Here is a 20,305-nt window from a genome sequence, read left to right on the forward strand (position 1 = left end):
GGGATTTGGTTATATTTGTTCGTTACGAAAAAAATCGAAAATCATTCAAAATAAAATATGAGCGAAGAACAGAAAAAAGGCGCTTACGGAGCCGACCAGATTCAGGCTTTGGAGGGAATGGAGCACGTGCGTATGCGACCATCCATGTACATTGGAGATGTTGGAGTACGTGGTTTGCACCATTTGGTTTATGAAGTAGTTGATAACTCCATTGATGAAGCAATGGGTGGTTATTGCGACACTATTGAAATTTGGATCAACGAAGATAACTCAATAACTGTAAAAGATAACGGTCGTGGAATACCGGTGGATCTTCACAAAAAGGAAGGTGTTTCCGCATTGCAGGTTGTAATGACCAAAATTGGGGCCGGGGGAAAATTTGATAAAGATTCCTATAAAGTTTCTGGAGGTTTGCACGGGGTTGGAGTTTCTGTAGTAAATGCTCTTTCCGAGCACCTAACAGCAACAGTACATCGCGATGGTAAAGTTTGGCAACAGGAATATGAGCGCGGAAAAGCAATCTATCCTGTAAAATCCATTGGAGAAACAGATGAGCGTGGAACTATTGTTACGTTTAAACCAGATTCTCAAATATTTCAACAATCTTTAGAATATAACTATGATACTCTTGCAAGCAGAATGCGCGAGCTTTCTTATTTGAACAAGGGAATTACAATCTATTTTACCGATAAAAGGGAAAAAGATGAAAATGGCGAATTTACAACCGAAAAATTTCACAGTGAGGAAGGTTTAAAGGAATTTATCCGCTTTTTGGATGGAAATCGTGAACCAATAATCACGGATGTAATTTCAATGGAAGGTGAGAAAAATGATATTCCAGTTGAAGTTGCGATGGTTTATAACACTTCATTTAGTGAAAATCTCCATTCCTATGTAAACAATATAAATACCCATGAAGGTGGAACGCACCTTGCTGGTTTCCGTGCAGGTCTTACCCGTACGTTAAAGAAATATGCCGACGCTTCCGGCATGCTCGATAAATTGAAATTCGAGATTGCGGGTGATGATTTCCGTGAGGGTTTAACAGCAATTATTTCTGTAAAGGTGCAGGAACCTCAATTCGAAGGGCAGACAAAAACTAAATTGGGTAACCGTGAAGTTACTTCAGCGGTAAGTCAAGCAGTTTCAGAAATGCTCGAAAATTATTTGGAAGAACATCCAAACGATGCGAAAATAATAGTTCAAAAAGTAATTCTTGCAGCTCAAGCACGTCATGCAGCGCGAAAAGCCAGAGAAATGGTTCAGCGTAAGACTGTAATGAGCGGTGGGGGATTGCCCGGTAAACTTTCAGATTGTTCCGAACAGGATCCTACAAAATGTGAAGTATTCCTTGTAGAGGGTGATTCTGCAGGTGGAACTGCAAAACAAGGGCGTGATCGTAATTTCCAAGCTATTCTTCCCCTTCGAGGAAAGATTTTAAATGTGGAAAAAGCAATGCAGCACAAAGTTTTCGAAAACGAAGAGATTCGAAATATTTATACTGCTCTTGGTGTAACCATTGGTACGGAAGAGGACAGCAAGGCATTGAACTTAGATAAATTGCGCTACCACAAAGTAGTTATTATGTGTGATGCGGATGTGGATGGTAGCCACATTGCAACGCTGATTTTAACTTTTTTCTTCCGCTATATGAAGGAATTGGTTGAGGCTGGTTGTGTTTACATTGCGACCCCACCATTATATTTAGTGAAAAAAGGAGCTAAAAAGGAATACGCCTGGAGTGATAAAGAGCGCGATAAATTAAACTTAGAAATGGGAGGTAGTGCATCTATTCAACGTTACAAAGGTCTAGGTGAAATGAATGCTGAGCAATTGTGGGACACTACAATGAATCCTGATTTTAGAATTCTTCGTCAAGTGGTGATTGATAATGGTATAGAGGCTGATAGAATTTTTTCTATGCTTATGGGCGATGAAGTTCCTCCAAGACGTGAATTTATTGAGAAGAATGCAGTTTATGCAAATATTGATGCGTAAGTTTCTCTAAATTATATTTAAATTAAAGACTCTCTCCGCGGGAGTCTTTTTTTATTTTAATTTTAATGAAAACCATTACTATGAAATTAATCTTAACTCTTAAATATGCCTTTCTTCTTTTAATCGGACTATTTATTTCAGCCTGCCATTCAAAAGTAGAGAAGGTAAATATCCCAACGCATTCCTATACCGTTTTTGAAAAAGATTCAATTGTTGAAAATGTGATGCATTCGTTGCGGAATTACGGGCTCAATTCACAAAAAAGAAGAAACTTATTGGATACAGCTATTGCGAAGTATCCCACAATTGCAGAATTCTACCAACAACGTGCAATGCCTTTATATAAACAGGATAAAGATGAATTGGGTTTTCCTTTTTTAAATAAAGCAGCCGAATTAAACCCTCAGAAATATTTGGATTATAAAGGCTTTATGGAATGTGTTTTTTCGAAAAATTACAAAGTGACAATCGCCGATTTTGAGAAATATATAAAACTGTTTGGCGAAGGATATGTAATGGATCACACATATTATTTTTATATCGGGATAAGTTATTTGCAGCTAAACGAATTTGAAAAAGCAAAAATTTATTTGAAAAAAAGCGTTGGCCAAATTGAGGAGAAAAGTGGTCGAGATTGGGTCCATCATTTAGATTTAATGTACTTGGGAATTGCAAATATGGAGTTGGATGATAATGAAAACGCTATAAAAGACTTTGATGAAGCCTTGTCTAAATATCCAAACTTCGGCGATGTAAAATATTACAAAGCGGGCTGTCTTTATAGATTGGGAAAAAAGGAAGAAGCAATGAAATTGTTTAATGAAGCAAAAGAAGATATTTTAAAAGGCAATACAATCAATGAAGACAATGTAATTTATGAACACTATCCCTACCAAGTTCGGAAAGAATGGTTCGGGGATCATTAATTTGTTCAAAATGATTATTTAGGTTTTTAACCCTTTATTATCATTATTTTAAGTAGATATTGGTACTTTTGTAGAACTTTTCAAGGGTTCTTGAAAGCTGATTAAAAACAATTCCGATTTTCGTCGGAAAAACTATAAACCATAAACATTTAATATGAAAGTAACAGTTGTAGGAGCAGGTGCTGTGGGCGCAAGTTGCGCAGAGTACATTGCCATCAAGAATTTTGCAAGCGAAGTAGTTTTGTTGGACATTAAAGAAGGTTATGCCGAAGGAAAGGCAATGGACCTAATGCAGACCGCTTCATTAAACGGTTTTGACACCAAAATAACTGGTGTAACCAACGATTATTCCAAAACTGCCGGAAGCGATATCTGTGTGATAACTAGTGGAATTCCCCGTAAACCGGGAATGACCAGAGAGGAATTGATTGGCATAAACGCTGGAATTGTAAAGGACGTTTCTTCAAATCTTGTAAAAAATTCTCCTAATACTATTATAATCGTAGTGAGCAACCCGATGGATACCATGGCATACTTGGTTCATAAAACATCAGGGTTAGATAAAAATAAAATCATCGGAATGGGTGGAGCTTTGGATAGCGCTCGTTTTAAATACCGTTTAGCAGAAGCTTTGGACGCTCCAATAAGCGATGTGGACGGAATGGTAATCGGTGGACACAGCGATACCGGAATGGTGCCGTTGACCCGTTTGGCAACTCGAAATAGTGTTCCCGTATCTGCTTTTATTTCCGAACAAAGATTGGATCAAGTAATGGAAGATACCAAAGTTGGCGGAGCAACCCTTACAAAACTTTTGGGAACTTCGGCTTGGTACGCACCAGGCGCAGCAGTTTCATCCTTGGTTCAGGCAATTGCTTGCGATCAAAAGAAAATGTTCCCTTGCTCCGTAATGCTTGATGGCGAATACGGATTGAAAGATATCTGTATTGGCGCTCCAGTTATTTTGGGCAGAAACGGTATCGAAAAAATTGTGGAACTTGAATTGAACGATGCCGAAAAAGCACATATGAAAGAAAGTGCCGAAGGTGTTCGTAAAACAAATGATTTGCTTGAATTGTAATTTTAAGTGATAATTTATAGTAAATAAAAAAGCCGGCAAATAGCCGGCTTTTTTATTTAATAGATTATGTGAGTGAGAGGGCTGATTATAAAACTATCCGCACTTCGAAGACCCACAATCCTTGCAAGTCAAGCAACCCTCTTGATAAATAAGCGAAGTGCTCTTGCAGTTTTCACATTTCTGTTTTCTGGCCTCAGTACCATCTGCGACGTAACGCTTCAACGCACGAGCAACACCGTTTTTCCAAGTATTTATATTTTCACTGTCCAGCTGTAAACTATTAATTAGGTCTACCGCTTTTTCAATGGGCATTCCGTGGCGAAGCGTGCTTGAAATCAATTTTGCATAGTTCCAAAATTCTGGGTTAAATTTATGTGAAAGTCCTTCAATAGTGGTTTTGTAACCCCTTTTGTTTTTGTACTGAAAGTCATAGCGTGAAGTTCCGTCTTCGTTTCGATTTTTGATAATCACCCCGTCATTCACCCAGCGCGGAATCATAATCCCATCTTCGTCATCAGCAAAACCAGTAAAAATTTCATAAGGTTTTCCATCAATCAAACCGATGAAGGCAATCCATTTATCTTTACTATTTTGAAAACGAACTACGTCTGCCTTTAAAATTTCCGGGCGTTTTGTTGGGAAAGCGGTCAGTGTTTCATTGTCTTCCTCTTTCTTTTCTTCATTTGAAATTAAAACTCCGGAACGTGAGCCATCTCGGTAAACAGTAACTCCTTTACAGCCTGCTTGCCAAGCTTCCAAATACAATTTCCCTACTAATTCCTCTGTAGCATCGTTTGGTAAATTAATGGTTACTGAGATTGAATGATCCACCCATTTTTGTACTGCTCCCTGCATTCTAACTTTGCTTAGCCAATCAACATCATTAGAGGTTGCTTTGTAATAAGGCGATTTCTTTATAATCTTATTCAGCTCTTCCTGGCTGTAATTTTTATTGGTATCAATGCCATTCACTTCCATCCATTGCTTGAAACGGTGATGAAAAACTACATATTCTTCCCAACTGTCGCCCAATTCATCAACAAAATCAATGCGCGCGTTTTTATCGTTTGGGTTCACTTTTCTTCTTCTTTTGTAAACTGGCATAAAAACAGGCTCAATACCAGAAGATGTTTGTGTCATTAAACTGGTAGTGCCTGTTGGGGCAATAGTCAAAAGAGCGATATTTCTTCTGCCGTATTCAAGCATATCGTAATACAGTTTTTCATCGGCATCTTTTAGGCGAAGAATAAACGGATTGCTTTTTTCTCTTTCAGAATCAAAGATTTTAAAAGCCCCTCTTTCCTTTGCGGCATAAACTGAAGCGCGATATGTTTCAATTGCCATTTTTTTATGAATGTCAACTGAAAAATCGTTGCCTTCTTTACTGCCGTATTTTATTCCCAAAGCAGCAAGCATATCGCCTTCCGCGGTGATTCCAATTCCTGTTCTTCGGCCTTCTTCGGCTTTTCTTTGAATATTTTTCCAAAGATTTTTTTCAACAGCTTTTATTTCGTCTCCTTGTGGATCTGCGTCTATTTTAGCAATTATTGCATCTATTTTTTCGAGTTCCAGATCAATTATATCGTCCATTATTTTTTGGGCAATACCAATGTGTTTTTTGAAAAGTTCAAAATTAAACTCGGCTTTATCAGTAAACGGATTTTCTACATAGGAAAACAAATTGATGGCCAACAATCGGCAAGAATCATAGGGGCAAAGTGGAATTTCGCCACATGGATTAGTTGAAACTGTTTTGTAGCCCAAATCTGCATAACAATCTGGCACACTCTCGTTAATGATAGTATCCCAAAAAAGAATTCCAGGTTCGGCAGATTTCCATGCGTTGTGTACAATTTTTTTCCAAAGCTTTCCAGCTTCAATTTCTTTTGTATTCTTTGGGTTTTCGCTGAAAATAGGATATTTCTGTAAATAGTTTGTCCCGTCTTTCACGGCTTGCATAAAAGCATCGTCCATTCTCACTGAAACATTGGCTCCGGTAACTTTACCCTGCTCCATTTTGGCATCTATAAAATCTTCGGAATCGGGGTGGTTTATTGATACCGAAAGCATCAAGGCTCCACGGCGGCCATCTTGCGCCACTTCGCGAGTAGAGTTTGAGTAGCGCTCCATAAATGGAACAATTCCGGTTGAGGTTAACGCTGAGTTTTTTACAGGTGATCCTTTTGGCCGGATGTGTGAGAGATCGTGACCTACTCCACCGCGACGTTTCATTAATTGTACTTGCTCTTGGTCTATTTTCATAATTCCGCCATAGGAATCTGAGTCGCCATCATTACCAATTACGAAACAGTTGGAAAGCGAAGCAATCTGGTATGGGTTACCGATACCTGCCATTGGGCTTCCTTGTGGTACAATGTATTTGAAGCCTTTTATTGCTTCAAAAACTTCCTCTTCAGTCAAAGGATTTTCATAGCGTTGTTCAATTCTCGCTATTTCTTTTGCAATTCGGCGGTGCATATCGTCCGGAGTTTTTTCGTAAATATTGCCTTCAGAATCTTTGAGAGCATACTTATTCACCCAAACGCGGGCAGCAAGATCATCGCCATTAAAGTATTCAACAGAGGAGCTAAAAGCTTCTTCCTGAGTGTAAGTTTTTGGGTTAGAGATGACTGTCTTTACTTGCATATTTTTATAAAATTTTGATTGTTTTAATTTCGTATTTAAAGTAGGTAAATATAACCAATTAGTAACGTCCAATTAATATTATAAATTTAAAGTTGTCAAGAAATAGGTGTTAATATATTAATATTCAATTGTATAAGAATTTATCAACACAGTAAAGTTGACAAATTTTGAAAATATATTCTAATTATTCGAATATTTTAAATTTAGATTAATATATGATGAAAATCATTCTTCTAAGTTCATTATGAATGTATCTTTGCCAGGTGAAAAATGCAATTCTCATTGTCGCTTCCTTAATAATGCTCACAAAACCTATGTGGCCGGTTGTTGATTATGTAATAAATTATGATTATATAGTAAACGTGCTTTGCGTGAACAAAGACAAACCAGAAATGCATTGTAATGGAAAGTGCCATTTAACAAAAGAATTGGCAAAGGAGGCTGGGGCAGAGGATAAAAATCCGTTCAGCAGCAAAACTTCAAAAACCGAGATTCCGCAGTTTATTATTTCAGAAAATATAAATGAATATGTTTTTATTTCCAAAATAGAAATCAATTCTATAGAGAATATTGGGTATAACCCAAATTTGAATTCTTCTCTTTTTACTTCAAAAATTCTGCATCCGCCACGTTTTGTATAATTTATAGTTCAGGTTTATTTTGAAATTTCTACAGGAAATTTTAAGATGACTATTCTTAATAAATTATCAAAACTATTATTAAATGAAAGCATTTATAAGTGTATTTCCTTCAAGCGGAATACTTATGGGCTGTCTTTGGTGCACAATATTTTGCGGAATTTTTACATCGCAAATCTATGCCCAAGAAACACCCGTTGATAGTCTAAAATTAATCCAACTAAATGAGGTTATTGTAATCTCGGCGGGCAAACAATTAGACCATCAAAAACAACGAAAACCGTTATCCACGCTCGACGAATTTTTGGAATCATCGCGCAGTATCAATATGGTGAAACGAGGCGCCTATGCGTGGGAGCCAACGATGAACGATATGGCTTCGGAACGTTTGGCCATCACCATTGATGGGATGCAGATTTTCGGCGCGTGTACCGATAAAATGGATCCAATAACTTCATATGTTGACGTGTCAAATCTTTCGGAAGCACAGATTGGCTCTGGCCAACAAGGTGCTGCCTTTGGAAATACCATTGGCGGGGGCATCAACTTGAAACTGGACAAAAGCAATTTTAAACCCACCGGATGGAACGGATCTTTGGAAAGTGCTTTTGAAAGTAACAATGCAATGCGCGTTTTTGGAGGCGAACTGAATTATTCCGATGAAAAATTCTATTTGAATACCGATGCAATTTATCGTAAGGCTGATAATTACTATGCTGGAGGTGATAAAGAAGTAAATTTTTCGCAATTTGAAAAATATAATTTCTCTGTCAATTCTGGCTATAAATTGACCGCGGACAAATCTATTTCTGCTACCTTAATATATGATGAAGCGAACGATGTGGGTTATCCAGCCTTAACAATGGACGTTTCCTTGGCGCGGGCGGTAATCGGTTCGGTGAGTTTTAATCAGGATACTTTGTTGGGCAATTTTACCAATTGGGAATCCAAAGTGTATTATAATAACATTAAGCATATAATGGATGACACCAAGCGTCCCGATGTATTGATACATATGGATATGCCGGGCTGGAGTGAAACTGCTGGGTTTTATTCGCAACTGAATTTCAACAAAGAAAAGAATCATTTCTTTTTCAAGATGGATGGGTTTTATAATAAGAGTTATGCTGAAATGACAATGTACCCAACCAACAGCAACGAGCCGTTGATGTTTATGTTAACGTGGCCAGATGTGCGCACCAAAGACGTTGGTTTTTATGCCGAAGATCACATTTCATTTGAAAAATCTTCGTTAAAACTTTCAACGCGTTTGGCTTACCATTCAAATACAGTGGCAGATGATTTTGGGTTGAATAGCTTAAAAATTTTCTATCCCGAAATGGATAAGACAAATACCCGTTTTTTGAAAAGCTTTTCGGCACAATATCACAAAATGCTGAATGATTTTCACTTAAACGGTGGTCTTTCGTATGGCGAACGCGCGCCTTCGGTTTCGGAAGGGTATGGATTTTATCTGTTCAATAGTTTTGATAACCATGATTATATTGGCGACCCAGACCTTAACACCGAAAGTTCTGCAGATGCCAACCTTTCGGTAACCTATAAAAAACCAATTTTTGAAATTACTGCTGGGGCAAATTATTTCCATATTTTCAATTATATAATTGGAGTGGTGGATAATTCGCTCAGCACGATGACCATTGGTGCCGATGGAGTAAAAATTTATACCAATCTTGATTATGCGCAGCTTTTTAATGCTTCACTCTCGGGAAGGTATAATATTTCAAATGCTTTTAAATTGATGAGTCAGATTTCGTATCATCGCGGCATTGATGAAGGGGGTGAAAATTTACCGCTTATAAGTCCTCTCTCATATAGAAGTGGGCTCGATTTCTATAAAAACCAATATTCCGCATCGCTTTCTGTTGAAGGTGCTGGGGAGCAAACTAATTACAATCCTGCTTATGGCGAAACAAAAACCGCAGCTTACGCCACGCTTTCGGCAAGTTTCGGCAAGCGTTTCTTTATAAATGAAAATGACCTTTTCGTAAAAGCTGGAATTGAAAATATTCTTGACACTAATTATTCGTCCTATACCGATTGGAACAACATTCCCCGGATGGGCAGAAACTTTTATTTAACCGTTTCTTATTCAGTAAATTAATTTCTAAAAATAACAATATGAAAACACTAAAATATATTTTCGCAATACTAATTCTTTCAATCTCTTTCGTAAGTTGTTCCGAGGACAATGACGAAACCTCAATGGAAACTAATCCTGTGGAAGGTCTGAACAAAATTTATGAATTTCCTTCAGCGGATCATTCTGTAGAAATCTATTCGGAAAAAACTGCATTGGAAGTGGGTTACAATGAAATTTCAATCAGAATAAAAGATATGGCTAGTAGCAAATATGTTACGAATGCCGAAGCAACTTGGATGCCAATGATGCATATGGAAACATTGGAACATTCCGCGCCACACAGTATGTTGAGTAATTCTGAAGAGGGCTCAGTTTATAAAGGATATATCGTTTTTCAGATGCCCGGTAACGCTACAGAATATTGGGACGTTACGCTAAACTATAATTTAAATGGTCAAGCAATGACAGAAACTCACCGTGTTTCTGTAGCCCAACCAGCAGATGGCCTTAATAAAGTACAAGTTTTTATGGGAAGCGACGATAACAGATATGTTATGGCCTATGTAAATCCTAAAGAACCGCAGGTAGCAATCAACGATTTTCAGGCGGTGCTTTACAAAATGGAAAATATGATGACTTTTTCAATTGTAGAAAATTTTAAAATCACTGTCGATCCAAGAATGCCGGGAATGGGCAACCACAGTTCGCCAAATAATCAGGATTTAACCTATAATGCAGCGACCAAAATGTACAATGGTAAGTTGTCTTTAACGATGACCGGTTACTGGAAAATAAATTTAAAACTTTTGAGTGCAAGTGGCGATGTTTTGAAAGGTGAGGATGTAACAGAATTAAATCCAGAGAGTAGCCTTTATTTTGAATTGGAGTTTTAATTTCAGGAGGTTAATGGTATAATGTTTAAAGACTGTAGCAATACAGTCTTTATTTTTTTATATTTGGCGCGTGAACTGGAGATGGTATTTTACCGGAATAATAATTATCCTTGCTTTTTTTGGAATAAGCATGGAGCAATCTACAATGCCTAACCAAGAAATTGTGGTTCAGTTTAATGCATCTTCAATAAGTACTGATGAAGCGGAACAAGCTATTTCAAATATAACAAGCCAATTAAAAGCTGTTGGCATTGAGGTGTTTCAGGTTTCAGAAATACGTGGCGGAAAGCTTAAAGTAACTTATTATAGCAAAGTTGATGTCGCTATAATAAAAGATTTGTTTGATAATCAGAACAAGCTCGGCCTTGGGTATAGCACTTTTGATGAACAGAGAGATTCTTCTAAAATTCCTTTTGGTGATGAACATAATACCTATAGATTAGCTGTTAGCAAAATCCAAAAAGATTCTGGTTCTGATTTGGGGCTTCACGGTTTGCCTGTAGAAGTAAAGTCTGCAAAAGACCAGTATTTAAACCCGATAGTTTCTTTGGGTACTTCTGAAACTAACTTTTGTTTCAAACATAGTATTGAAAGGGTATTGTATAAAAACTACCGTGATGCTTCACTTTTATTTGATAATACTACACATAAAATTCCAGAGGTAAGGGCAGGGCCTTTATCCTAAAAGAAATTCTTCTCAAAAATGACTTCTTTTTTTAAAATTACGAAGTCACAAAAATTAATTTTATATAACCACGATAATTGTCAGATCTAACAGCAAATCATATATTTGCCCGTTTTTAAAATCTGACCAAAAAATATAAACATGCAAAACAAAGGACTAATTACCGTATTTGCCATCCTCTTTGGATTGGTGAGTATTTATCAGCTCTCTTTTACATTTGTCGCGAACAAAGTGGAAGACAGCGCTAAAGAGTTTGCCAATAGCAAATTTTCTGAAGAGCAACCACACGAAAGAGACAATGCAGAAGCCCGCTATTTGGACTCTGTAGCTAACAATACCGTATTTTTAGGAATTGACTACAAAACAGCTAAAGAAAAAGAGCTGAACAAAGGTCTTGACCTTAAGGGTGGTATTAACGTGATTCTAGAGGTTTCTGTAAAAGATATCTTGAAAGGTCTTGCTAACAAAACCAAAGATCCTGCATTCAACCAAGCGTTGGAAAATGCCACTGTTCTTCAAAAGGATAGCCAAGATACATACTTAGAGTCTTTTTTCAAGGCTTTTGAAGCACTTCCGGGCGAAAACAACCTGGCATCACCAGATATTTTCTTCAACAAAAATTTAGAAGATGTTATTAACATTGGGATGACTAATGCACAGGTAAAACCAGTTATAGAAAAGAAAATTGATGAGTCAATTACTTCTGCATTTGAGGTATTGAGAAAACGTATTGATAAATTTGGGGTAACCCAACCAAACATCCAGCGTTTAGGAAAATCTGCACGAATTCTTGTAGAACTTCCTGGCGCGAAAGATGTGGACAGGGTGAGGAAACTTCTTCAAAGTACTGCTCAGCTTGAGTTTTGGTACGTTTATAAATTTGAAGACATGGCAGGCTTCCTTCAAGCCGCTGATACCAAAGCAGGTGAACTGGCTATTGCGAAAAATGCTACTGAAACAACAAAATCTTTAGAGACAACAGAAACTGCTGGTGATACTACCAAAACGGAAGAAGATGATGTTAGCAAATTGTTGGGTGGTCAAGATGTAAAAGATTCTCTTACCGATGATAACAAAACTAACCCAATACTTTCAAAAATGGTTTCATTGGGAAGCCAAGGAGGTCCGGTAATTGCTACCTTTAAATTAAAAGATACTTCAGATATCAATAGTTATTTGCGTAACCCGCAAATAAAATCATTATTGCCTAACGAATTACGTTTCGCAAAATTTATGTGGGGATTGCCAGAAGCAAGCCCACAGCTTAATGGAGAAGAAGTTACAGCACTATATGCCATAAAAAGCGAAAAGGATGGTCTTCCTCCACTTGGCGGAAGTGTTGTTGTAGATGCAAGACAAGAGTTTGACAATTTGAGCCGTGTAGTTGTTTCTATGCAAATGAATGGTCAAGGAGCTAAAGTTTGGGAACAAATGACAGGCAATGCATACCAAGATCAAAGCCAGATTGCTATTGTGCTTGATAATATTGTTTATTCTGCACCAGGCGTAACTTCAGGTCCAATTGCCGGAGGACGTAGCCAGATTTCAGGAAATTTTACCGTACCACAAGGTCAGGATTTGGCCAATGTATTGCGCGCAGGTAAATTGCCTGCCTCTGCTGAGATTATTCAAGGCGAAGTTGTTGGACCAACACTTGGTCACGAAGCAATAAGCAGTGGTGTAATGTCTTTCTTGATTGCACTTGTAATCGTTCTTTTATGGATGATTGGTTACTATGGAAAAGCAGGTATTTTTGCCGATATCGCTTTGTTGGTAAACATTCTCTTCATCTTTGGAATATTAGCAGGTCTTGGCGCGGTACTTACCTTGCCAGGTATTGCAGGTATCGTATTGACCATAGGTATGTCTGTAGATGCGAACGTACTTATCTTTGAAAGGATTAAGGAAGAACTCGCAAAAGGGAAGGCCCAAAAAGACGCCATTAAAGATGGTTTCAATAATGCATTATCTTCTATTCTTGATGCAAACATAACCACAGGTTTAACTGGTTTGATTCTTTTGGTATTCGGAACGGGGCCAATTCAAGGTTTTGCAACTACTTTATTAATAGGTATTGCTACTTCCTTGTTTACTGCAATTTTCATTACAAGATTATTTATTGACAGTTATACAAAAAATGGAAAATCATTACCTTGTTCAACTTCTTTTACAAAAGATCTGTTCAAAAATGTAAGTATTGAATTCCTGAAAAAACGTAAGGTTGCTTATGTTATTTCTGGAGTTATGATATTGATAAGTCTTGGTTCTTTATTTACCCTTGGACTTAACCAAGGTGTAGACTTTGTGGGTGGACGTACTTACACGGTTCGTTTTGCAAAAGATGTAAATTCACAGGAAATTCAGGACAATCTGATTAAAACCTTTGGAAGTGCCGAGGCAAAAACTTACGGTGGTGATAACCAGTTGAAGGTTACAACCAAATATAAGGTTGATGAAACGGGAACCGATATAGATGAGGAAATAGAGCATATGCTTTTTGAAACTGTTAAAAAGGATATGCCGGCAGATATGACCTACGAGGATTTCGTTGGAGACCGCGAAGGAAAAACCATTGGTAGAATGGAATATTACAAAGTGAGCCCTACCATTGCAGATGATATTAAGAAAGACTCTTTCTGGGCAGTATTTGGCTCTCTGGTTGTAGTTTTCCTTTACATATTATTGCGTTTTAGAAGATGGCAGTTCAGTTTGGGTGCGGTTGCAGCTGTATTCCACGATGTGCTTATTGTTCTTGGAGTTTTCTCTTTAACCTATAGATTTATGCCATTCAGCATGGAGATTGACCAAGCATTTATTGCGGCTATCCTTACCGTAATTGGTTACTCGCTTAATGATACTGTAATTGTATTTGACCGTATTCGTGAATACTTTGGTGAACACCCAACTTGGAAAATGAACCGTATTATCGATGTAGCTTTAAGCAGCACGTTAGGAAGAACCTTGAACACCTCTTTCACCACGCTTATCGTGTTGTTATGTATGTTCTTCTTCGGGGCAGAATCTATTAGAGGGTTGTTGTTTGCGATTATCGTAGGTATCGTAGTCGGTACTTATTCATCATTGTTTATTGCAACGCCAATTATGTATGATACAGTGAAGCGTAAAAAAGTCGAAGATTTAATCGATAAAAAAGAAGAAGAGGCTGCTCCTGCATTGGATGCATAAGTCGTTTCTTTAATAAATAAAAAAAGACCTTTCCAATTTGGAAAGGTCTTTTTATTTTTGAATTAATTTGATTCTGAAATTTTAAAAAATTAAAGCTTTATTTAATTTTTCGTGAACTGAATTTTATCTCCTTTTTCAAGCTTCCATTTGTCGGAAAGCCCCGCATTTACTTCCAAAACATATTGTGAAGCTGCATCTGAAGGAAGCGAAGTTTCATCAAATGGTTTTGCATTTTTTTGGATGCTTATAATTTCCTTTTCGGAATTAAAATATAATATATCCAGCGGAATTTCGGTATTTTTCATATAGAACGAGCGCTGTCTTGAATCGTTAAAAACAAAAAGCATTCCTTGATTTTCGGCCATAGAATGGCGATACATTAGTCCCGTTTGGGTTGAGTACTCGTCATCAGCAATTTCAATATCTAATTTTGTGATGATGGAATCACTTTCGGCTTTTAATAAATAAAGTTCCCCTTCATTGGTGAACTTTATTTCTTTTGTAAGGCTTTTGCTCTCTGAATTTGTGTTGTCTTTACAATTGTAAAAGGTAAGAATGGAGCCAGCGATTGCGGCGGAAACAAGTATTTTTTTCATTTAAAGAAATATTAAAGACCACAAATACAAGAATATTTTTTAAAAAAATAATTTGTGTATTCGCGGTTGTTTTTTTATTCAGTAATTGGTTTTTTTGAAGCTTTCCACATAATATAGATTCCCGCTATTATGAAAGGGATACTGAGCCATTGTCCCGTGGAAAGTAGGCCAAGTGCAGACTCAAACCCACCTTGGCTTGCTTTTACGTATTCAACCAAGAAACGGACCATAAAAAGAAGGATCAAAAACACTCCGAAGATGTAACCAATCTGTTTTCTGCGCTCTGTTTTCCAGTATAAATACCAGCACACCAAAAACACAATTACGTAACCGGCTGCTTCATAAAGCTGTGCCGGATGCCGAAAAGGAACAGCGTTCAGTAATTCTGAAAACTGCGGATTATGCACAATGGCATCGTAAGCTTTGCTTGGTTCTTTAATTCCAGTTGCATTTACGGCATCCTGTTTCCGAATGCCTTCGTGTACAAAACGAACCCCAAGCGGAAAGTCTCCCGAAGGTTTTCCGATGATTTCAGAATTCATGAAATTCCCAATTCTCACAAAAATACCACCAGCAGCCACAGCAATAACAATGCGGTCCATAATCCATAGGAAAGGTTTTTTAATAACGTTTTTCGTGTAAAAATACATCGCAATTAAAATAGCAATTGCTGCCCCGTGGCTAGCCAAACCTTGAAAGCCAGTAAATTCAAATTCGGGAACTGTTTGTATTGGTAAAAACACGGAAAGTGGGTCTTGTACAAAAAGCTCAGGTTGATAAAAGATAACGTGACCCAAACGCGCACCCGCAAGAGTAGCAACAACCATGTAGATAAACAGACTGTCTAGTTTTTCTTGCGAAAGACCTTCCCTTTCATAAATCTTTTTGGTCAAGATCCAGCCTAGTGTGAACGCGACAACGAACATTAAACTGTAATAACGGATCATAAAAAAACCAAGGTCAATTCCTTCGGAAGGGTTCCAAGTAAAACTTAAATAGTGCATAATAGGGATTTTATTGAGCAGGGTAAAGATAGCAAAACCGAAAAAGTATTGTGACTCAAATAGTTCATTTATCTATAATTTCTTTTTTTGGTGGAACGGGGTCGTAGCCAGAGCCACCCCAAGGATTGCAGCTTGCAATTCTTTTTGCTGCAAGCCAGCCGCCTTTTAATATACCGTGTGTTTGTAACGCCTCAACTGCATAATGAGAACACGTTGGCGTATAGCGACAACTGGAAGGCAATACTGGCGAAATAAAATATTGATATCCTTTTATCAACAAAACAAAAGGATATGTGATTATCTTTTTCAAACAAGAATTAATTTATTGAAAAAGTGGTCCCGTCTTTTCCGTCTTTCAGTTGGATTCCTTTCGATGAAAGTTCATCGCGAATTTTATCGCTCATCGCGAAATCTTTATTGGCGCGAGCTTGGTTTCTTAATTGAATAAGAAGTTCAACCGCAGCAGAAAGTTTTTCGCCGTCCAGTGAATTTTCCGAAACACTATCTTCCAATCCCATAACATCAAAAAGGAAATCGTTCATCGTTTGCTTTAGCAATTTCAAGTCGTTTGCTGAAATAGTTTCTTTTTCTTCCTTTAATGAATTTATAAATTTCACTGCTTCAAAAAGCTGTGCAATTAAAATTGGACTGTTGAAATCATCATTCATCGCGTCATAACAAGCTTTTCGCCAATTTTGAATGTCAACGCTACTTTTTTCTGAAGAAGTGATTGAGCCTAACATTCTATGGGCATCCATCAATCTGTTGAAGCCTTTTTCAGAAGCTTCCAAAGCGTCACTGCTGAAATCTAAAATGCTCCGGTAATGAGCCTGATACATAAAAAATTTAGTAACCGTAGGTGAGAATGGCTTGCTTAAAACATCATTTTCACCAGTAAACATTTCATTCGGAAGAATAAAGTTTCCAGTAGATTTTGACATTTTTTTACCGTTAAGCGTAAGCATATTGGCGTGCATCCAATAATTTACTGGAGAAGTGTGATTGCAAGCTTCTGCTTGTGCGATCTCACATTCATGATGTGGGAATTTCAAGTCCATTCCACCCCCGTGGATATCGAAGTTGTTTCCTAAATATTTTGTACTCATTGCAGTACATTCCAAATGCCAGCCGGGAAAACCTTCGCTCCAGGGCGATGGCCAGCGCATAATGTGCTGCGGTTCGGCTTTTTTCCAAAGCGCAAAATCCTGCGGGTTTTTCTTATCGGTCTGTGCAGAAAGCTCGCGCGTGTTGGCAATCATATCTTCCAAGTGTCTTCCGCTCAGTTTTCCGTAGTTGTTGGTTTCATTGAATTTTAGCACGTCAAAATAGACAGAGCCATTTTTTTCATATGCAAAACCTTCTTTAATTATTTTTTCAACTATATGAATTTGTTCATAAATATGGCCGGTAGCTGTAGGTTCAATGCTTGGTGGCAAGGCGTTAAATTTCGCCATGGTAGTGTGAAAATCCACAGTGTATTTTTGTACAACTTCCATTGGCTCCAATTGCTCGATTCGCGCCTTTTTAAGAATTGGGTCGTCACCACTTTCGCCGTCGTTTTCTAAATGGCCAGCATCAGTAATATTTCGCACATAGCGGACTTTATAGCCCAAGTGTTTTAAATAGCGAAAAACCAAATCAAAAGATAGAAAAGTTCGGCAGTTGCCTAAATGCACATTACTATAAACCGTAGGTCCACAGACGTACATGCCTACTGCGCCTTCGTGAATGGGAGTGAATTTTTCTTTGTTTTTTGAAAGGGAATTGTAAATGTAAAGTTCTTGCTGTTGATAAAGGCCCATTAATTTTCTTTTAAAAATACTATTGAAATTGGGTGTCTAATTTTATATAGTCCAAAAATTCTCTTCGTGTTTCAGAATTTTTGAAAGCACCGCCAAACTCACTAGTTACGGTACTGCTATCAATATCCCGAATTCCGCGAGAATTTACGCAAAGGTGTTTAGCGTCAATTACACAGGCTACGTCCTCGGTATTCAAAACCTCTTGCAATTCTTTTACAATTTGCATGGTTAGGCGTTCTTGAACCTGAGGTCTTTTTGCATAATAATCAACAATTCTGTTCATCTTTGAAAGTCCAACGACAGATCCGTTAGAAATATAGGCAATATGTGCTTTCCCTACAATAGGGAGCAAATGGTGCTCGCAGGTAGAATAGAGGGTAATATTCTTCTCTACTAGCATTTCTTGATACTTGTACTTATTTTCAAAAGTTGATGCTTTTGGCTTTCTATCTGGATGAAGCCCACCGAAAATTTCCTGCACAAACATTTTTGCAACACGGGTTGGTGTTCCTTTTAGACTATCGTCATTAAGATCAAGTCCTAAAGTGTGCATGATATTTTGGACATCTTTTTTGATACTTGCAATCTTTTCAATATCGCTCATCTCAAAGGCATCTGTTCGCATGGGTGTTTCTGAAGAACTCCCAATATGGTCATTCCCCATTGCTTCAATCTCTTTAAGTTGTTTTTCTAAATCCATTTATTATCTCCTTATATAGGCTTGCAAAGATACGCATTACCATTTAGGTATTGAAACTGTAAATTTTTATTTTAAGACTTATAAACCTTACGTTTTCATAAAATTTTCTTAATTTTCCCCCAATTTATTTCCAAAAAATATGAATAAAGTTTACTCCCCACGTGATTTTTATATCTTAATACTCTTATTAACAGTTCCGTTAATTAGTTTCTCACAAGGCCCCGGGTCATTATTTGTTGACGCCGGTCCAAATATTGTAGTTGATTGTAGTGTTGGTTGCACAGATTTAACAGCAGATTTTCTACAGACTTTCGATACTTCTGGAAGTACATATACTATAACTTCTATACCGTATTTACCTCCATTTCCATTTAATGGGCTTGCCAACCCTCTGAATCCAAATATAGACGATGCTTGGTCTCCAGTAGATAATTTACCTTTTGACTTTTGTTTTTTTGGAAATACTGAAACTCAATTTCAAATAGGATCAAACGGTGTAGTTCGCTTTGATGTAGACCCAGGAGACACGGGTGCGGCTTCCAATGCTTGGGAATTTAATAGTGATCTCCCAAATAATTTTGAAGATGCACTAGGGGAAGCAAATATCTTATTGCCGGTACATGATATGGATCCCACTCAATCCTCTTCGGAAGAGATAGGCTATGAAGTAATTGGTGTATACCCTAATAGAGTTTTAGTGGTTTCTTATTACCAAGTGCCCATGTTTTCAGTCGCTTGCAATGGCTTATTGGCAACTCAAATGGCCGTTTTTTATGAGTTTTCGAATGTAATTGAAATGTATATTTTGAATAAGCCCTCCTGCCCAGGATGGAATGATGGAAATGCGGCATTAGGAATTCAAAACGATGCTGGAACTATAGCCTACGTTCCTCCTGGTAGAAATACTTCAGACTCACCTTGGGCAACAACAAACGAGGCTTGGCAGTTTTCACCAGATGGAGTTCAAACCTATGTCTTTGAATGGTTGGACGCCCTAGGAAATGTTGTGGGTACAACTCCCACAATAAATGTTTGCCCCTCTGGAACAGAAACATATACAGCAAGAGTTACTTATACCAACTCTTGTAATGGCGATGTTGTGATTTTAACAGATGATGTTGAAGTTTCTCTTCAAGCTACGTTTTCTGTAGACTTGGGCCCTGATATTGAAACATGTAATCCAGCACCAATTACATTAGATGCTGAAACAGGTGTCCCCACTGTAACTTATCAATGGTTTCTTAATGGATTTCCTATTGCAGGGGCAACTAACGCTACTTATACTGTTAATCCTCCAAACTCCGGAACATACTCTGTTGAAGCTTCTGATAATGGTTGTACAATCTCTGATAGTATTGATATAGATTTTCTTCCTCAACCTGTTATAGCAAGTCGTCCTCAAAATATTAATATTTGCAATGATGGCACTAATCCAGGTATTTTTGATTTAACAGAAAATGATGACGATGTTCGGGGAGGTCAGAATCCTTTGTTTGTTATAACATATCACCATAGTCAATTGGAAGCTTCCACTGGTGCAAATCCTATTGTTCCTGCAAATGCATATCCAATAGTTGGTTCTTCTGAAATTATTTGGGTTCGAATTGAAGAGCCTACAGGTTCATGTTATGCTATTGACTTTTTTGAAATTACCTATGCTGCAGCTACGGCAACAGCTCCTGCGAGCCCATATTATGTTTGCGATTTAGGAGGGAATGGGCAAGAGCCAATTAATTTAAACACCACATTTGACGCTATTATTCTAAATGGTCAAAACCCTTTACAGTTTACCGTTACTTACCACAGTAATCCCGCAGATGCAATTTCAGGGAACAATCCATTGCCACAGCCTTACTTGGTTACGGGTTCAGGGTTTATTTTTGCTCGTGTAGAAAACAATACTGTTCCAGGTTGTTTTGCTACTACTCAGTTTAATCTTATATTGGCACCCCAGCCCATTGCCAACCCTGCTGTTGATTTGTACCAGTGCGACGATGGCACGACCTCTGGGGTTTTCAACCTTACGGACAATGATGCCAACATATT

14 protein-coding genes and 1 pseudogene are annotated in these 20,305 nt (G+C 37.7%); 9 read left to right on the forward strand and 6 right to left on the reverse strand.

Annotated features, from left to right (window positions below; genetic code table 11):
• Positions 1–57: 57 nt before the first annotated feature.
• The 3 genes from gyrB to mdh all read left to right on the forward strand — a co-directional run bounded on the left by gyrB (position 58) and on the right by mdh (position 4,005).
• Positions 58–1,998 carry a DNA topoisomerase (ATP-hydrolyzing) subunit B gene (gyrB, locus tag AEQU1_RS07320; RefSeq protein WP_111879981.1) on the forward strand — a complete coding sequence of 647 codons (1,941 nt, stop codon included), beginning with the start codon at positions 58–60 and terminating at the stop codon, positions 1,996–1,998.
• Positions 1,999–2,078: 80 nt separating this feature from the next.
• Positions 2,079–2,924 carry a tetratricopeptide repeat protein gene (locus AEQU1_RS07325; RefSeq protein WP_258455206.1) on the forward strand — a complete coding sequence of 282 codons (846 nt, stop codon included), beginning with the start codon at positions 2,079–2,081 and terminating at the stop codon, positions 2,922–2,924.
• 154 nt (positions 2,925–3,078) lie between these two features.
• Positions 3,079–4,005 (forward strand): malate dehydrogenase, encoded by a 927-nt coding sequence (gene mdh / locus AEQU1_RS07330; protein WP_111879982.1) that lies wholly within the window; start codon positions 3,079–3,081, stop codon positions 4,003–4,005.
• 93 nt (positions 4,006–4,098) lie between these two features.
• Here the strand turns inward: mdh and AEQU1_RS07335 are convergent, their stop codons facing one another.
• Positions 4,099–6,651: an adenosylcobalamin-dependent ribonucleoside-diphosphate reductase gene (locus AEQU1_RS07335; protein WP_111879984.1), complete on the reverse strand. Its 2,553-nt coding sequence runs from the start codon at positions 6,649–6,651 to the stop codon at positions 4,099–4,101.
• Positions 6,652–6,899: 248 nt separating this feature from the next.
• On the opposite strand from AEQU1_RS07335, the gene AEQU1_RS07340 reads away from it, so the two are divergent.
• The 5 genes from AEQU1_RS07340 (at position 6,900) to secDF (ending at position 14,157) form a co-directional block, all read left to right on the forward strand.
• Positions 6,900–7,292, forward strand: a complete 393-nt coding sequence (locus AEQU1_RS07340) for a hypothetical protein (RefSeq protein WP_111879985.1) — start codon at positions 6,900–6,902, stop codon at positions 7,290–7,292.
• Positions 7,293–7,374: 82 nt separating this feature from the next.
• Positions 7,375–9,414, forward strand: coding sequence for a TonB-dependent siderophore receptor (locus AEQU1_RS07345; protein ID WP_258455208.1), 2,040 nt, complete (start codon positions 7,375–7,377; stop codon positions 9,412–9,414).
• 17 nt (positions 9,415–9,431) lie between these two features.
• Positions 9,432–10,286, forward strand: a complete 855-nt coding sequence (locus AEQU1_RS07350; protein WP_111879987.1) for a hypothetical protein — start codon at positions 9,432–9,434, stop codon at positions 10,284–10,286.
• A gap of 130 nt (positions 10,287–10,416) precedes the next feature.
• Complete coding sequence (locus tag AEQU1_RS07355) at positions 10,417–10,971, forward strand: hypothetical protein (RefSeq protein WP_181566731.1); 555 nt, start codon at positions 10,417–10,419, stop codon at positions 10,969–10,971.
• 141 nt (positions 10,972–11,112) lie between these two features.
• Entirely contained in the window at positions 11,113–14,157 is a 3,045-nt protein-coding gene (secDF, locus tag AEQU1_RS07360) for a protein translocase subunit SecDF (protein ID WP_111879990.1), read from the forward strand.
• A 101-nt stretch (positions 14,158–14,258) separates the two neighbouring features.
• Here the strand turns inward: secDF and AEQU1_RS07365 are convergent, their stop codons facing one another.
• From AEQU1_RS07365 to folE, 5 genes are all read right to left on the reverse strand, one after another.
• A complete protein-coding gene (locus tag AEQU1_RS07365) occupies positions 14,259–14,753 on the reverse strand; it encodes a DUF192 domain-containing protein (protein ID WP_111879992.1) in 495 nt (164 codons plus the stop codon).
• A 74-nt stretch (positions 14,754–14,827) separates the two neighbouring features.
• Positions 14,828–15,757: a prolipoprotein diacylglyceryl transferase gene (gene lgt / locus AEQU1_RS07370; RefSeq protein WP_408730900.1), complete on the reverse strand. Its 930-nt coding sequence runs from the start codon at positions 15,755–15,757 to the stop codon at positions 14,828–14,830.
• Between the two features lie 64 nt (positions 15,758–15,821).
• Positions 15,822–16,067, reverse strand: coding sequence for a membrane protein insertion efficiency factor YidD (gene yidD, locus AEQU1_RS07375; protein WP_111879996.1), 246 nt, complete (start codon positions 16,065–16,067; stop codon positions 15,822–15,824).
• A gap of 7 nt (positions 16,068–16,074) precedes the next feature.
• The gene (gene cysS, locus AEQU1_RS07380; protein WP_111879997.1) at positions 16,075–17,559 is read right to left on the reverse strand and encodes a cysteine--tRNA ligase; all 1,485 of its coding nucleotides are present in this window, start codon (positions 17,557–17,559) and stop codon (positions 16,075–16,077) included.
• A gap of 19 nt (positions 17,560–17,578) precedes the next feature.
• Positions 17,579–18,259, reverse strand: a complete 681-nt coding sequence (gene folE / locus AEQU1_RS07385; RefSeq protein WP_111879999.1) for a GTP cyclohydrolase I FolE — start codon at positions 18,257–18,259, stop codon at positions 17,579–17,581.
• Positions 18,260–18,398: 139 nt separating this feature from the next.
• Between folE and AEQU1_RS07390 the strand changes: the two are divergent.
• A pseudogene (locus tag AEQU1_RS07390) lies at positions 18,399–20,305 on the forward strand (hypothetical protein); the annotation flags it as partial.

It is taken from the genome of Aequorivita sp. CIP111184 (assembly GCF_900489465.1).
Classification (GTDB): domain Bacteria; phylum Bacteroidota; class Bacteroidia; order Flavobacteriales; family Flavobacteriaceae; genus Aequorivita.

What these genes read in the sequence shown, in the direction of transcription:
- gyrB (WP_111879981.1), top strand. Translation starts at nt 58, where the DNA reads ATGAGCGAAGAACAGAAAAAAGGCGCTTACGGAGCCGACCAGATTCAG.
- AEQU1_RS07325 (WP_258455206.1), top strand. Translation starts at nt 2,079, where the DNA reads ATGAAATTAATCTTAACTCTTAAATATGCCTTTCTTCTTTTAATCGGA.
- mdh (WP_111879982.1), top strand. Translation starts at nt 3,079, where the DNA reads ATGAAAGTAACAGTTGTAGGAGCAGGTGCTGTGGGCGCAAGTTGCGCA.
- AEQU1_RS07335 (WP_111879984.1), bottom strand. Translation starts at nt 6,651, where the DNA reads ATGCAAGTAAAGACAGTCATCTCTAACCCAAAAACTTACACTCAGGAA.
- AEQU1_RS07340 (WP_111879985.1), top strand. Translation starts at nt 6,900, where the DNA reads ATGTATCTTTGCCAGGTGAAAAATGCAATTCTCATTGTCGCTTCCTTA.
- AEQU1_RS07345 (WP_258455208.1), top strand. Translation starts at nt 7,375, where the DNA reads ATGAAAGCATTTATAAGTGTATTTCCTTCAAGCGGAATACTTATGGGC.
- AEQU1_RS07350 (WP_111879987.1), top strand. Translation starts at nt 9,432, where the DNA reads ATGAAAACACTAAAATATATTTTCGCAATACTAATTCTTTCAATCTCT.
- AEQU1_RS07355 (WP_181566731.1), top strand. Translation starts at nt 10,417, where the DNA reads ATGGAGCAATCTACAATGCCTAACCAAGAAATTGTGGTTCAGTTTAAT.
- secDF (WP_111879990.1), top strand. Translation starts at nt 11,113, where the DNA reads ATGCAAAACAAAGGACTAATTACCGTATTTGCCATCCTCTTTGGATTG.
- AEQU1_RS07365 (WP_111879992.1), bottom strand. Translation starts at nt 14,753, where the DNA reads ATGAAAAAAATACTTGTTTCCGCCGCAATCGCTGGCTCCATTCTTACC.
- lgt (WP_408730900.1), bottom strand. Translation starts at nt 15,757, where the DNA reads ATGCACTATTTAAGTTTTACTTGGAACCCTTCCGAAGGAATTGACCTT.
- cysS (WP_111879997.1), bottom strand. Translation starts at nt 17,559, where the DNA reads ATGGGCCTTTATCAACAGCAAGAACTTTACATTTACAATTCCCTTTCA.
- folE (WP_111879999.1), bottom strand. Translation starts at nt 18,259, where the DNA reads ATGGATTTAGAAAAACAACTTAAAGAGATTGAAGCAATGGGGAATGAC.